This is a genomic window from Antiquaquibacter metalliresistens, assembly GCF_029211225.1.
Taxonomy (GTDB): Bacteria; Actinomycetota; Actinomycetes; order Actinomycetales; family Microbacteriaceae; genus Rhodoglobus; species Rhodoglobus metalliresistens.
Map to the genome: position 1 here is coordinate 363,180 of NZ_JARGEM010000004.1, position 13,777 is coordinate 376,956.

The window sequence follows — 13,777 nt, forward strand, 5'->3', positions numbered from 1 at the left end:
ATCACCGGTAGCGAGCGCGATCACCGCTCACGAGTAGCGTTGATGCGTGGCATCCCCCCTCGACCAGAAGCTCGCCGCAGTGCTCGGCGACCGCACCGCGGCGGCGTTCGCGCGCGGGCTGGGGCTCGCGACCGTCGGGGACCTGCTCGCGCACTACCCGCGCCGCTATGCCCGCCGTGGCGAACTGACTGCCCTCGTGCAGCTGCCGCTCGAGGAGAACGTCACGATCGTCGCCGAGGTGCTCGAGGTGCGCAATCGCCCGATGCGGGCCAAGCGCGGATCGATCCTCGAAGTGGTTATCGGCGACGGCAAGGGCACGTTGGCGCTCACGTTCTTCAACCAGGCGTGGCGGGCGAACGAACTGCGCCCCGGCGTGCGCGGCATCTTCGCGGGCAAGGTGGGCGACTACCGCGGCTCGAAGCAGCTCGCGCATCCCGACTACGAACTCTTCGATCAGGATGCCGACCCGGCGCTCGCGAAGGCGTGGGCCGAGCTGCCCATCCCGATCTACCCGGCCACCTCGACGGTGGCCAGCTGGCAGTTGCAGAAGGCGATGGGTGTCGTGCTCGACACCCTGCCCGAGCTCGACGACCCGGTTCCGGATGCCGTACGCGCCGAACGCAAGCTCGTGCCGTACCGCAGGGCCCTCGAGCTCGTGCACCGCCCCCAGGCGGACGCGGACTGGGGCGCCGCGCGCAAGGCGCTGCGGTTTCAGGAGGCCTTTGTGCTGCAGGCGGCCCTGTTGCAGCAGCGCGCCAGGCTGCGCGAGTCCGCCGCGACCGCGCGCGAGGCGGGCAGGCTGCTCGAGGGCTTCGACGAGTCGTTGCCGTTCGAACTCACCGGCGATCAGGTGAGCGTCGGCCGGCAGATCTCCACGGACCTCGCCGCCCCGGTGCCGATGAACCGGCTGGTGCAGGGCGAGGTCGGCTCCGGCAAGACCCTCGTCGCGCTGCGGGCGATGCTCGCGGTGGCGGAGTCCGGCGGCCAGTCCGCCCTGCTCGCCCCCACGGAGGTGCTCGCCGCGCAGCACCTGCGCTCCATCGTGCGCACGCTCGGTCCCGACCTCGCGGCCCGACTGCGGCCGACGCTGCTCACCGGGCAGTTGCCGACGGCGGAGCGCAAGAAGGCGCTGCTCGCGGCGGTGACGGGTGCGGCATCCATCGTCGTCGGCACGCACGCGCTGCTCAGCGACAACGTGGGATTCTTCGACCTCGGGCTCGTCGTCGTCGACGAGCAGCACCGCTTCGGGGTGGAGCAGCGCGAGGCGCTGCGGCTGAAGGGGGCTCAGCCGCCGCACGTGCTCGTGCTGACGGCGACCCCGATCCCGCGCACGGTCGCGATGACGGTGTTCGGCGACCTCGACATCTCCTCGATCGCGGAACTGCCGGCGGGCCGGTCGCCGATCGCGAGCCACGTGGTGCCGCTCGCCGAGAAGCCCGGCTGGGTCTCCCGGGTGTGGGAGCGGATGGCGGAGGAGCTCGCGCAGGGCCACCAGGCCTTCGTGGTGTGCCCCGCGATCGACGCGAGCCACGTCGAGGCCGGGGACGAGGGCGGTGGTGCGGCGAACGTCACCGAGACCCTCGAGCAGCTGCGCGCCAACCCGTTGCTGTCCTCCGCCCGCATCGAGGCGTTGCACGGCCGGATGAGCTCCGACGACAAGGATCGCGTGATGCGCGCCTTCGCGGCCGGTGAGATCGACGTGCTCGTCGCGACGACCGTGATCGAGGTGGGGGTGGACGTGCCGAACGCCTCCACGATGGTCGTGCTCGACGCGGACCGGTTCGGGGTGTCGCAGCTGCACCAGCTGCGCGGTCGGGTGGGCCGTGGCGGTGTGCCGGGCCTGTGCCTGTTCGTGACAGGGGCGGAGGAGGGCACGCTCGCGCGCGAGCGGGTGGAGGCCGTGGCATCCACCCTCGACGGCTTCGAACTGGCGAACAAAGACCTGGAGCTGCGGCAGGAGGGCGACGTGCTCGGCAGCACGCAGTCCGGGGGGCGTTCGAGCCTGAAGCTCGTGCGCGTCGCGAAAGACGGCGAGCTGATCGCCGAGGCGCGGGAGGTCGCCGCGGGCATCCTCGACGCCGACCCGACGCTGGAACGGCACGACGCACTGCGCGACGCCCTGGCTCGGCGACTCGATGCGGAGGCCGAGGCGTTCCTGGCGAAGAACTGAGCCGGTGGCAACCTCGGCCCGCTAGGCTTTGGCCCATGAGCAGGATCGCCGTCGTTCCCGGGTCGTTCGACCCCATCACTCGGGGGCACCTCGATGTCATCGAGCGGGCCGCCGGCATCTTCGACGAGTTGCACGTGGTGGTGGTGCACAACCCCGGCAAGACCGCCCTGCTGCCGATCGCGCAGCGGGTCGCCCTCATCGAGCAGTCGCTGCGCGACGCCGAGGTCGCCGGCAACATCATCGTGACCAACTGGAGCGTCGGCCTGCTCGTCGACTACTGCACCGATGTCGGCGCGAGCATCATCGTCAAGGGCATCCGCTCGCAGATCGACGTGGCCTATGAGACGCCGATGGCCATCGTCAATCGCGACCTCGCCGGGGTGGAGACGGTCTTCATGCTGCCCAACCCCGCGCACGCGCACGTGTCCAGCTCGCTCGTGCGGCAGGTCGCCTCGCTCGGCGGCGACGTGAGCCCCTACGTTCCGACGGCGGTCGCCGACTACCTCAACGCCCCCGTGCCCTAGAGCCCGCTGACCAGACGGGCGGTCGACACGAAGGTCGGCCGGATGCTCGCCGCGCCGTCGAGGTAGCCTCCGACCATCGCGGCATCCCGCAGCAGCACCAGCGCCGCGGCGCGCTCTGCAGGGCGGTCGAGGCCGGCGGCGGTGATCACCGTTTCGAGCGTGCCCCGGAACCACGCGCGGTGCGCGGCGACGGTCTGACGCACGCTGCTGGCCGGGTCGGGGTACTCCGCGGCGGCGTTGATGAAGGGGCAGCCGCGGGTGTGCCTGAGTGTCACGTCGTCGGCGATCGCCTCGATCACCATCGCGATGAGCTCGCGCGGCGTGGCGTCGGTGGCGGCCGCCGCAGCGAACGCGTGCTTGAGCGCGGCATCCTCCGACTCGAGATAGGCCTCGACGAGGTGCTCCTTGCTGGGGAAGTGGCGATAGAAGGTCGCGCGCGTGACGCCGGCCTCGGCGACGAGACGGTCGACGCCGACCGAGTGGATGCCCTCGCGGTAGAAGAGTTCGCTCGCCGTGCGCAGCAGGCGCTCTCGTGGTTCGGAGACGCGCTGGATGGTGCTCATTCTTCGATGATAGAACGATCTTTCTCTTCGTGCTTGACAGGCCCGGGTCGGCGTCGCTACATTCAGCAGCAAGAAAGAACGATCATTCTGCCAACCGAGGGAGCAATCATGACCACCACCACTCCGACGACGATCGTGCTCATCCACGGACTCTGGATGACGCCGAAGAGCTGGGACACCTGGGCGGAGCGCTTCCGCGCCGCAGGCCACGACGTGATCGTGCCCGGTTGGCCCGGCATCGACGATCGCTCCGTCGTGGACGTCCGTAGCAACCCGCAACCGCTCAAGGGCATCGGCCTCAAGCAGATCGCCGACCACTACGAGGGCATCATCCGCGCGCTTCCGGGGTTCTCGGCGGGACGGAAGCCGATCATCATGGGCCACTCGTTCGGCGGCCTGCTCACGCAGATGCTCGCCGACCGCGGCCTCGGCTCTGCGTACGTCGGGGTCACTCCCGGGCAGCCGGCAGGCATCACCACGCTGCCGCTGTCGACCGTTCGCACGGCGTTTCCGATCCTGCGCAATCCCTTCAACCGCAATGGCGCCTCGCCGATCACGAAGGCGCACTTCCACTTCACCTTCGGCAACGACCTCTCGCGGGCCGAGTCGGACCGGCTGTGGGAGGAGTTCGCGGTGAACTCGTACAACCGGGTGTTCTTCGAGGGCGTCGCGGGCGCGTTCAACGAGAAGGGCGGCGTGAGCCACGTGGACTACGGTCGCACCGACCGCGCGCCGCTGCTGATCATCACCGGCGAGATCGACCACGTGGTGCCGCCGGCCATCGGCAAGGCGATCCTCGCGAAGTACGCCAAGTCGGGCAGCCCGGCCGTGGTCGAGCACCGGGAGTTCCCCGGCCGCACGCACCGCATCGTTAGCCAGGAGGGCTGGGAGGAGGTCGCCGACTCCGCACTCGACTGGGCGCTGACGCACGCCGGATGATCGCACGCCGCACCCGTCCCCCTCCCGCGAACGGGGGAGACGGGTCGCGGCGTGCCACCCGCTACTGTGGCGTGAAGAGTATGCGGAGCCGCGGACTGGTTCCCGACTCCGCGCCATCGCAGCGGAGGGGGCCCAGTGGACGCACCGCCGCCCCCGCCCGCGTTCCCCGAGGGGTGGTCCGGTCCCGCGATGGCGATCCAGGCCGTGCGGCAGATTCCGCGGCCGATCCTCGTGTCGCTCGTACCATCCGGTCTGCCGCCGATCGTCATCGACCTGCGTTACCTGACCTACGACTGGGATGTGCCCCTCGCCTCGTTCCCGGCCGACCCTGGCGTCGTGCAGGTCGGCACGCACTTCCTCGATGAGGATCCGCGCGAGCTCTCCGCGCGGGCCACCGGCGTCGACCCGCTGCTGTGGTTGATCGGGCTGCACGCGTTCTCGGGGCAGCGGGCATCCTGGTTGCGGCCCGGCGACCGGTTCAAGCTGCGGTGGTGGCCTGACCTCGACGTCATGCCGCACACCCCCGAGCAGGCGCGAGTGGTCAAGACGCTCGCCGGCGGACTCATGACGGTCGAGAAGCTGGCGCAGAAGGCGAGAGTGGATGAGCCGCTCGCCCAGGCGGTCGTCAACGCGCTGAGCCTGATGGCGGCCCTGCGTCGCGTCGAGGGGCCGGGAGCGGCTCCCGCGCTGCCGCCGATGTCCGCCGACTTCCAGCCGATCGTGAAGGTCGGCCGTCACAGCACCCGTCGCGGGGGCTAGCGAGGGCGGGCGATCGAGCCGAGACCGGTCCGATGGTCGAACGAAGCCCGGAGCAAGCGCCAGAATGGATGACGTGACCCTCAAACTCGGCTTCAAGGCATCCGCAGAGCAGTTCGACCCCCGAGAGCTGGTGGAGATCGCCGTCGCGGCGGAAGCCCACGGCATGGAGTCGGTGACCGTGAGCGACCACTTCCAGCCGTGGCGGCACGAGGGCGGGCACGCGCCGTTCTCGCTGACCTGGATGGCGGCGGTCGGCGAGCGCACGTCCAGCATCCAGATCGGCACCTCGGTGATGACCCCGACGTTCCGCTACAACCCGGCCGTGCTCGCGCAGGCGTTCGCGTCGATGGGGGTGATGTACCCGGGCCGCATCATGCTCGGCGTCGGCTCCGGTGAGGCCCTCAACGAGATCGCGACGGGGTGGCGCGGCGAGTGGCCCGAGTTCAAGGAGCGCTTCGCGCGCCTGCGCGAGGCCGTCGACCTGATGCGCCAGTTGTGGACCGGCGACCGGGTGAGCTTCGACGGCGAGTACTACTCCACGGTCGACGCCTCCATCTATGACCGCCCCGAGACGCCGATCCCGGTCTACATCGCCGCGGGTGGTCCGATGGTGGCCCGCTACGCCGGTCGCGCCGGCGACGGGTTCATCTGCACCTCGGGCAAGGGCATGGGCCTGTACACGGACGAGCTCATCCCCGCCGTGAAGGAGGGCGCGTCGCAGGCGGGCCGCGAATTCGACGCGATCGACCGGATGATCGAGATCAAGCTCAGCTACGACACCGACTACGACACCGCCCTCGAGAACACCCGGTTCTGGGCGCCGCTGGCGCTCTCCAAGGAGCAGAAGCACGACATCACCGACCCGATCGAGATGGAGAAGGCGGCGGACGCCCTGCCGATCGAGCAGATCGCTTCGCGCTGGATCGTCGGCAACGACCCCGACCAGGTGGCCGCGTCGATTCGTGAGTACGTGGATGCCGGCCTCAACCACCTCGTCTTCCACGCCCCGGGGCAAGACCAGCGCCGGTTCCTCGAGCTCTTCGAACGCGACCTGGCACCGCGGCTGCGCGGGTAGCCCGCCGCGGGCGGGGCAATGCCGTGAGCGCCGGGCGACGCGGTATGTCTACGCTGTGAACATGGCCGGCGTGGACGGGGTTGCCGTGACATCCGCCCTCATGCCGAGCGGGCACGGCTATCACTTCATCTCACTGAGTGCTGCCCTGCGCAAGAAGCTCGGCAAGGGCGTCGGTGACACCGTCGAAGTCGCGATCGAGCGCTGAGCCGCACCGACGGATCGCGCCATGGGTGCACCGACTGGTCGAGCCCTGAGTCGCACCGATCGATAGCGCCCCCGCGAGTGCTGCGACCCGAATGAAATGCAGCACTCGCGATGGCTCCCCCGACGTTCACGGGGCCCCCGCCCCGCAAACGTCATGTGTTCCCCCTGTGCCCTTACGCTACGGCGTACGGATCGTTCCGCCCAGGGACCTTAGGCCCATGGGCCTGAAACCCGCGCGAGGTCAGTCGCGTGCGATTCGCGCGGATCCGAGGGCGACGATCCCGATCGCGGTGAACCAGGACAGGAACGACAACTGCGTGGTGCGCTCGAGCAGCCCGAACACCGGGCTCGTGATGAACGCCGCGCCCACCCCGCCCGTGACGAGGATCGCGGCCCCGGCACCGATCGAGAACTTCCACAGGCGGGACCACTCGGGGTCGCGCCGCCACGCGACCGCGGTGAGCGCGGTCGCGGCGACGAGCGTCATCGCCGAAACCCCCGCGAGCACGATGTGCACGGTGCCGGCCGGGGTCACCTCGGCGCCCATCGGGTCTTGCGGGAACGGTTCGAGCATGAGCACGCCGGCCGCACCGCACGCGACCAGCAACCAGCCCGCCACGGTGAGCGGCACGGAGCGGCGTTGCGTCGTCTGCGGCAGCGCGATGCCGAGCACCGCCACGCCCACGTTGTAGGCGGCGAAGCCCACGGCGAGCGCCTCGCGGTGCGCGCCGCCGGGACTGGTGAGCGAACTCACCGAGTCGGAGACGTGGGAGTAGCCGGGCACGATCGCGCCCCCGACGATGGTCGTGCCGATGTAGGCGGCGACGGCGCCGAGCGCCCCGATACCGGCCGCGATGCGCCAGCGACGGCCGCGCGGGCGCGGGAGGGCGGGGGCGACGGAGATGGGAGTGGTCGACATGCGAGCCAGGCTCGCGGATGCCGCGCGCCCCTCACAGGGCCAGAGGTCCCGCCTGCGGCTAGTGCGCGATCTCCCACACGTGTCCCGCCGGGTCGCGGAATGCCGCGGTGCGGATGCCCCAGGGGCGGTCGATCGGTCCGTTGACGAGGGTGACGCCGCGTTCGGCGAGCAGTCGGCACGTGGCATCCACGTCGTCGACGGTGATGGTGAGCTGGATGCGCGCACCGGCGTCGGGGGAGGCGACCGGCACCGGTTCGATGAGCACAGGGGCCTCGCGCGCGTCGAGCAGGTTGATGAGGGTGTTCGGCAGTTGGAAGACGGCGGATGCGTCGTCTTCATAGTGCACGGGCAGACCGAACACCTCGACGTAGAAGCGCTTCGTGGTCTCGAGGTCTTCGGCGAACAGGGTGATCGCGCTGATCGGGCCGGTCCAGTTGGTCATGTGCTCAAATGTACACACTGTGAACTTCAGGTGGGACCTTCTGCCCTGCTGCGACTGCCGACCCCGGCGTTGACTGACGGCATGCGAGCACTCATCGTCTACGAATCCCTCTGGGGCAACACCGAACAGATCGCCCGTGCGATCGCCGAGGCGCTGCAGGCCGACATGACCGTCGAGGTGGTCGACGCGGAGACGGCGCCCGAATCGGTGGCCGACTACGACCTCGTGATCGTCGGGGGCCCGACGCACGCCTTCTCGATGAGCCGGCCCGTGACCCGGCAGGGTGCCGTCGATCAGCAGCACGCGCCGAAACTGGTGACCAAGGGCATCCGGGAATGGCTGGATGCCCTGCAGCCCGTCACCAACGCGATCCCCGCACTCGCCTTCGACACCCGCCTCGACTCGCCGCGTCTGCCGGGGTCGGCCGCGAAGGCGGCGCGGCACGAGTTGCGCTCGCACGGGTTCCACGTGCCGGTGAAGGCGGAGACCTTCCGGGTGCACGCCGCCGAGGGGCCGCTGCTCGACGGCGAGCTCGCGCGCGCCGTCGCGTGGGCGCGGGCATCCGTCGCGGCGTAGGTCAGACTGGTGGGGTGATCACCCGCCGCGAAGCAGCCCAGCGGCTGGGCATCCCGCTCGAGATGGCGGTGCGGCACGGCATGCCGGCGCGCATCGACGCGGCCGAGGTGGCCCAGCTCGACGCGGCCCCGCCGCCGTGGCTGGCGCAATCGCGGGCCAACCGCACCGGCGCGCGCCCGGTCTGGGTTCAGTTGCGCTGCGTGGTGTGCGGCTTCACCGAGCAGGCCCGGCCGAAGAAGTGGTGGCCCGAGTTCAGCTACCTCACGTGCGCGGAGCATTCGCCGCTCGACCTGCCGCCGGTGCCCGAGGGGATGCGCCGCGCCGAGGTCGATGGCATCGGCTCGCGCTTCGTCGGCGTCATCGACTCGCCCGACGACTAGTCCGGCAGGCAGGCGCGCACGTTCGGGCTAGGTGTGAATCCCCTCCGTATCCCGTTGTGGCCTTGACCCTCGCGCCGAAGTTCGGAAGCGTGGCTGGCTCAGCTGCACAAGGAAAGGAAGCACATGCTCACCCTCACTGAAACAGCCACCACGGTCGTCAAGGGCATCGTCGAGCGGGACCCCGCCGTCGCCGATGGCGGTCTGCGCATCGGCACCATGCCGGGCACCGAGAAGGAGTTGCAGGTCGCCGTCGTGGCAGCGCCGCAGCCGGGCGACTCCCTGATCGAGAACAACGGCGCCCGCGTCTTCATCTCGGATGCGGCGTCCGCCGTGCTCGAGAACAAGACCCTGGATGCCCAGGTCGGCGACAACGGCACGGTCACCTTCGCGCTCGTGCCGCAGGCCTGAGCGCCACACGAACTGCACGGCCCGGCGGGGAAGCCCGCCGGGCCGTCGTCGTGTCAGATCTGCCGCCGCCAGTACGCGGCGAGCGCCTCGACCGCCTGCTCGAGCGAGAGTTCGGCTGCGGAATCCGGGGTCAGGCCGACGCGGGTGACGAGTTCGTTGAGCAGGTGCAGCGGTAGGGCGCGCGGATGCCGCGGCGCGGGCGCCGACCGGGCCGGCAGCACGCCGTGCCGCACGCACGCCCAGAACACCTCCTCGGTGACCTGCAACTGGTCGCGCAGGATGTGCGCCCACATGCTCGGCGCGTAGGTGGTGCGATCGATGGGGCGCGAGATGCGCGTGCGCAGGATCGAGCCGTCGTCGAGGGTGAGTTCGTACGTGGCGTGGTGGCGCACGCGGCCACCGGTGGCAGAGGTGACCCGCGTCCAGCCCTCGCGCTCGCAGAAGCGCTCATGGGCATCCCGATCGGGAGCCGGGTGCCTACTCAGCGGCCGCGCTCTCGACCGGCGCGCGCACGAGCCAGTCGCGCAGCTGCTCGTCGGTGCTCAGCGAGATCAGCTGCACGAGCCCCCAGTTGTCGCGGTGGTTCGGAGCCGAGTGCAGGCGGTCGTTCCAGTCGGCGGCGTACTCGCGCAGCGCATCCACCAACTCGGCGATGGCCTCGTCATAGGATGCCGCCTCGGCCGCGATCGGACGCCCCGGCATCGTGATCACCCACGCCCCGCCCTCATGCACGACCTCCGCCATGGAAGGCACCGTAGCGAGGAAGAAGTCACGCAGGCGCTCGGCATCCACAACCGCGGACCGGCGCGCGCTGCGCTCGATGGTCACGGCCTGCCCGCGCTCCGCCGCGTCGAGGATGAGTTTGATGTTGTCCCGGGCCGAGGCGACGGAGGGGTAGTGGAGCAGCGACATGTACAGAGTGTACATCGCAAGGTCGCATTGAGCCCCGGTCGACTGTAGGCTCAGGCGCAGTTCAACCGGATTGAAGAAGAACCATCTGGCGTTGCTGTTCTCCGTGGCGTGGCTGCAACTCCTTTTCGTCTAGCAGCAGCGAGGTAGCGATGCGAGTCCTTCGTCAGAACGCGCACCGGTCTCCCGCCGGGTCTCCGCATGCTTGTCGCGGCCATCCTGCTTTGCCTTGTCGTGGGGGTGATCTTCTTCTTCACTCGCTCGTGGGCCTTCCTTGGAGATGGCTCGCCTTACAATCTCGTGTTCCTCAGCGCGGCACTGCTCCTTGTATTGGGCGCCTACGTCTCAGAGCCCTTCTTCACTAAGCCGGTCGATGCTTTTGTTAACTCCCTCGCGCTAGTCATTGCCCTCCTCGGGGTGCAGGACAAGGAGTCCTTCTTCGGGTACGTCCCAGCCATCGTGCTAGCCCTTGTGTTGTTGGCTATGAGCGTCTTCGTCATAGCCAGTCCGCCAGGTTTGCTGGAGAAGCCCAAGCACATTGCATACCGACTAGTCACATCGGCGGCCAGGTCGACGGTGATGTTCCCCGTGTTGTACCTGCTTATTCTGATTAGCTTCTTCCTTGAACGGCCCGCTGAATTCTGGGCACTATTGACGGTCCTGATCGTGCTGTGTGCGCGTCGCCCAGTGGAGGACTTCGTGCTCTGGGTCGCTTCGTTCCGTCGGGGCCGGTCACTCGCGCGGGGCGCCCAGATTGGCACTGTCGAGGGGAGACTGAGTCCCCGGCTCGTGCTCGTTCATCGGCCAGGCGGTGAAGGATTGAAATCGGGCGACATCGTGGAGTTGCCGACCGTTGTTCCCGGCTCGGTCTACGGGCGGGTGCTATACAACGTTCACCGAGCCGTCGGGGTTGACACCGTCGTTCAGATTCTGGGTGACAAAGACCGTGCCGTCGCCTCGCTCACTTCGACTGAGACTACGGACCTCTCAACGCCGCTCTCGGGTGCGGTTCACTCACCGATCCAAGGCTCCCACCCAGGGACGACCACGCACTCCGGTCCTTCTGGCGAGACAATCGTGGGATACGTAGGCCCGGGCTCGACCGTCGAGAGCCTGATTGTAGAGGTGCCCGAGAGTCTCCCAATCCAGCCGACACTTCGGATCGCGTCGGTTGTAACGGCTTCGATTGCGGATCGGGTATTCCTGTACCAAGTCGTCGAAGCATTCACAAGCGAGGAGAAGCTTGGTCTCGGGGACGCCCATGGGTTCACTTCCTTTCGCGCGCAGCCGCTTGGTCACTACGACGCCGGACATCGTCAGCTCACCCCGCCTCAGTGGATCCCCGAGATATACAGTCCGGTAGCGCTTAGAACGTCCGAAGTGGGTCCTTCCGATGCTGACGCAATCGGAGTTCTACCCAACACCGCGTTGTCGGTGCCGCTGCATTCGCCCGCCGAACTTGTGACTCATAACACCGCAATATTGGGCATACTCGGGATCGGCAAGTCGTCACTCACGTTCGAGCTAGTCCAGAAGGTGCTCAGAAGCACCGACGTCAGAGTGGTAGTCATCGACATCACCAATGAATACGCTCCATCCCTGCCTTCATACACAGCGGCCCTGATGCGGGCAGACGACATCCACGCCTTCGACTCCATCAATTCGCGCTATTCCCATGTGGACGCCAACAACCACGAAGCAAGCGGGAACATTGCAGAGTACCGAGCAGCGGTCAAGGCCGACCTCCTCCAGTTTCTCTTTGCGGGTGCCGCTCTGTCGCCACAGATCGACGGCGCAGAGCGCATACGTGTCTTCAACCCCGACTATCACAAAGTCTCCAGAGGCGACAAAGTGGGGTACCACGTATTCACTACCGACTTGAGCCAGTCAGAGAAGACGCGAGTGATCGCTGAGCAGTTGTTCTGGATACTTCAGCAACTTGGGCCAGCTACGGATGGTGGGCGGGTACTTCTGGTTCTCGAGGAAGCGCACTCTCTAGTACCTGAGTGGAACGCGGCCGCACAAGACGGCGATCGCACTGCCACAAACGGCACGGCAAAAGTGATATTGCAGGGACGGAAGTACGGTATGGGGTGTTTCGTCATCACTCAGCGGACGGCGAGCGTAAGCAAGTCCATCCTCAACCAGTGCAACACCATATTTGCCATGCGCGTCTTTGACGATACGGGCAAGCAATTCCTCGAGAACTAGGTAGGTCGCAGGTACGCAGACGCCCTGCCGACGCTCGAGGAGAGGCATGCGATTGCTGTCGGACGAGGCTTGCGGCTGAAGCAGCCAGTGATCGTGCGGCTCAACGACAGGAGCTCTGTAACTCTGCCCTAGTTCTGCTGCCACTAGCTCCCAGGCGCCGGAGTTGAGCGGCCCTGCTGCGCTGATCGACGCGCGAGAATGGGGGCATGCCCTCATCCACCCCGCACATCGGCTACGCCGCGATGCTCGAGCGCTTTCACCCGACCGAGGCCATCGAGCTCGCCGCGCTCGCGGAGGGGCACGGATTCAGCGGGGTGATGGCATCCGACCACTTCCAGCCGTGGCTGCCGCGGCAGGGGCAGGCGTCGTACGTGTGGAACGTGCTCGGCGCGCTCGGGCAGCGCACCAGCGGGGACCTCGGCACCGGGGTGACGGCGCCGACGTATCGGTCGCATCCGGCCGTCACGGCGCAGGCGGCGGCGACGCTCGCGGCGATGTACCCGGGGCGGCACTGGCTCGGCGTCGGATCGGGTGAGGCGCTCAACGAGCACGTCACCGGGCAGTACTGGCCCGAGCCGCCGGAACGCATCAACCGGATGTTCGAGGCCGTCGAGATCATCAAGAAGCTGTTCGCGGCGGGGCTGGCCCACAAGGACGTGCGCCACGACGGGCAGTACTACCGGCTCGAGTCGACCCGACTGTGGACCATGCCCGAGCGGGCTCCCGAGGTCTTCGTCGGCACGGCCGGGCCGGTCACGGCGAAGCGCGCCGGTCGGGTGGCCGACGGGCTGATCACCGAGGGCGCACCGGTGGAGAAGCTCGCGCCCCTGCTGCAGCGGTTCGACGAGGGCGCGCGCGAGTCCGGGCGGAAGGGGCTGCCGAAGGTGCTGCGCCTGCACCTGAGCTGGGCCGCGACCGAGGAGGCCGCGGCGGCGAACGCGGTGGCGGAGTGGCCGAACGGGGCGATTCGGGCGACCGGGGACATCCGTTCGCCGTTCGAGTTGGAGCAGCTCGCGCGGCTGGTGCGTCCGGAACACTTCGAGGGGCGCGTGCTGATCTCGGCCGACCCCGACGTGCACCGCGCCCACATTCAGCGGATGCTCGACCTGGGCTTCGACCGCGTCTACCTGCACAACGTCGGCCGCAACCAGGCCGAGTTTCTCGAGGTGTTCGGCCGGGACGTGCTGCCCGCGCTGCGACGCTGACCGAACAGCGCTGACCGGATCGCGTCGCGACATGGCGGGAACCCGGCGGCGTGCGGTCAATCGCCCCGTTACCGTCGGAGCATGAACGTCGCCGACTACTTCGCCGCCAAGCTCGCCTTCGAGACCGACCCCTCCGACGTCTACGTCGCCCGCAAGGCCGGCGAAAACTTCGTGCTCGTCGACACCCGCAGCGAGGCCGCGTGGTTGCAGGGTCGCGCGCGCGACGCCATCCACATGCCCACCGCGACGATCGCCGACCGCGCGCCCGCCGAGATCCCGATCGACACCCCCGTGGTCGTCTACTGCTGGAGCCCCGGATGCAACGGCGGCACGAAGGCCGCGCTCGAGTTCGCCCGCCTCGGCTACGCCGTGAAGGAGATGATCGGCGGCTTCGAGTACTGGGCTCGCGAGGGCTACCCGGTCGTCACCGACGACGGGCCGCTCGTGCGCGAGGTCGATGAGTTGACGGGCGTGCGTCGGGCGTAGCGCCGAC

Annotated in this window: 17 protein-coding genes; 12 read left to right on the forward strand and 5 right to left on the reverse strand. The window is 68.5% G+C overall.

Features of this window, described 5'->3' with window-relative positions; translation table 11 throughout:
- The first annotated feature begins 46 nt into the window (after window positions 1-46).
- Window positions 47-2,170, forward strand: coding sequence for an ATP-dependent DNA helicase RecG (locus tag PYV02_RS09770; protein ID WP_275758615.1), 2,124 nt, complete (start codon window positions 47-49; stop codon window positions 2,168-2,170).
- Window positions 2,171-2,205: 35 nt separating this feature from the next.
- Window positions 2,206-2,694: a pantetheine-phosphate adenylyltransferase gene (coaD, locus tag PYV02_RS09775; protein WP_275758617.1), complete on the forward strand. Its 489-nt coding sequence runs from the start codon at window positions 2,206-2,208 to the stop codon at window positions 2,692-2,694.
- On the opposite strand, the gene PYV02_RS09780 is transcribed toward coaD, so the two are convergent.
- Window positions 2,691-3,257 (reverse strand): TetR/AcrR family transcriptional regulator, encoded by a 567-nt coding sequence (locus PYV02_RS09780; protein ID WP_275758619.1) that lies wholly within the window; start codon window positions 3,255-3,257, stop codon window positions 2,691-2,693. The two genes, coaD and PYV02_RS09780, sit on opposite strands and share 4 nt — an antisense overlap.
- Window positions 3,258-3,365: 108 nt before the next feature.
- Here PYV02_RS09780 and PYV02_RS09785 point away from each other — a divergent pair, with 108 nt between their 5' ends.
- The 4 genes from PYV02_RS09785 (at window position 3,366) to PYV02_RS09800 (ending at window position 6,235) form a co-directional block, all read left to right on the forward strand.
- Complete coding sequence (locus PYV02_RS09785) at window positions 3,366-4,196, forward strand: alpha/beta hydrolase (RefSeq protein ID WP_275758620.1); 831 nt, start codon at window positions 3,366-3,368, stop codon at window positions 4,194-4,196.
- Between the two features lie 135 nt (window positions 4,197-4,331).
- Window positions 4,332-4,955, forward strand: coding sequence for a hypothetical protein (locus PYV02_RS09790; protein ID WP_275758622.1), 624 nt, complete (start codon window positions 4,332-4,334; stop codon window positions 4,953-4,955).
- Between the two features lie 64 nt (window positions 4,956-5,019).
- The gene (gene fgd / locus PYV02_RS09795) at window positions 5,020-6,030 is read left to right on the forward strand and encodes a glucose-6-phosphate dehydrogenase (coenzyme-F420) (protein ID WP_275758624.1); all 1,011 of its coding nucleotides are present in this window, start codon (window positions 5,020-5,022) and stop codon (window positions 6,028-6,030) included.
- Between the two features lie 61 nt (window positions 6,031-6,091).
- Window positions 6,092-6,235, forward strand: a complete 144-nt coding sequence (locus PYV02_RS09800; protein WP_275758626.1) for a DUF1905 domain-containing protein — start codon at window positions 6,092-6,094, stop codon at window positions 6,233-6,235.
- A 240-nt stretch (window positions 6,236-6,475) separates the two neighbouring features.
- On the opposite strand, the gene PYV02_RS09805 is transcribed toward PYV02_RS09800, so the two are convergent.
- On the reverse strand, window positions 6,476-7,153 hold the full coding sequence (locus PYV02_RS09805) for a DUF998 domain-containing protein (RefSeq protein WP_275758628.1): 678 nt from the start codon (window positions 7,151-7,153) through the stop codon (window positions 6,476-6,478).
- Between the two features lie 58 nt (window positions 7,154-7,211).
- Complete coding sequence (locus PYV02_RS09810) at window positions 7,212-7,595, reverse strand: VOC family protein (protein WP_275758629.1); 384 nt, start codon at window positions 7,593-7,595, stop codon at window positions 7,212-7,214.
- Window positions 7,596-7,676: 81 nt separating this feature from the next.
- On the opposite strand from PYV02_RS09810, the gene PYV02_RS09815 reads away from it, so the two are divergent.
- From PYV02_RS09815 to PYV02_RS09825, 3 genes are all read left to right on the forward strand, one after another.
- Window positions 7,677-8,171, forward strand: coding sequence for a flavodoxin family protein (locus PYV02_RS09815; RefSeq protein WP_275758631.1), 495 nt, complete (start codon window positions 7,677-7,679; stop codon window positions 8,169-8,171).
- Between the two features lie 14 nt (window positions 8,172-8,185).
- The gene (locus PYV02_RS09820) at window positions 8,186-8,551 is read left to right on the forward strand and encodes a hypothetical protein (protein ID WP_275758637.1); all 366 of its coding nucleotides are present in this window, start codon (window positions 8,186-8,188) and stop codon (window positions 8,549-8,551) included.
- A gap of 123 nt (window positions 8,552-8,674) precedes the next feature.
- The gene (locus tag PYV02_RS09825) at window positions 8,675-8,959 is read left to right on the forward strand and encodes an iron-sulfur cluster assembly accessory protein (RefSeq protein ID WP_275758639.1); all 285 of its coding nucleotides are present in this window, start codon (window positions 8,675-8,677) and stop codon (window positions 8,957-8,959) included.
- Window positions 8,960-9,012: 53 nt separating this feature from the next.
- On the opposite strand, the gene PYV02_RS09830 is transcribed toward PYV02_RS09825, so the two are convergent.
- Both PYV02_RS09830 and PYV02_RS09835 read right to left on the reverse strand, forming a co-directional pair.
- The gene (locus PYV02_RS09830; RefSeq protein WP_275758641.1) at window positions 9,013-9,351 is read right to left on the reverse strand and encodes a cytotoxic translational repressor of toxin-antitoxin stability system; all 339 of its coding nucleotides are present in this window, start codon (window positions 9,349-9,351) and stop codon (window positions 9,013-9,015) included.
- Between the two features lie 85 nt (window positions 9,352-9,436).
- Window positions 9,437-9,871 (reverse strand): hypothetical protein, encoded by a 435-nt coding sequence (locus PYV02_RS09835; RefSeq protein ID WP_275758642.1) that lies wholly within the window; start codon window positions 9,869-9,871, stop codon window positions 9,437-9,439.
- A gap of 198 nt (window positions 9,872-10,069) precedes the next feature.
- Here PYV02_RS09835 and PYV02_RS09840 point away from each other — a divergent pair, with 198 nt between their 5' ends.
- The 3 genes from PYV02_RS09840 to PYV02_RS09850 all read left to right on the forward strand — a co-directional run bounded on the left by PYV02_RS09840 (window position 10,070) and on the right by PYV02_RS09850 (window position 13,770).
- Complete coding sequence (locus PYV02_RS09840) at window positions 10,070-12,079, forward strand: helicase HerA domain-containing protein (protein WP_275758644.1); 2,010 nt, start codon at window positions 10,070-10,072, stop codon at window positions 12,077-12,079.
- A 206-nt stretch (window positions 12,080-12,285) separates the two neighbouring features.
- On the forward strand, window positions 12,286-13,284 hold the full coding sequence (locus PYV02_RS09845; protein ID WP_275758646.1) for a TIGR03557 family F420-dependent LLM class oxidoreductase: 999 nt from the start codon (window positions 12,286-12,288) through the stop codon (window positions 13,282-13,284).
- An 81-nt stretch (window positions 13,285-13,365) separates the two neighbouring features.
- A complete protein-coding gene (locus tag PYV02_RS09850; RefSeq protein ID WP_275758648.1) occupies window positions 13,366-13,770 on the forward strand; it encodes a rhodanese-like domain-containing protein in 405 nt (134 codons plus the stop codon).
- Window positions 13,771-13,777: the final 7 nt, after the last annotated feature.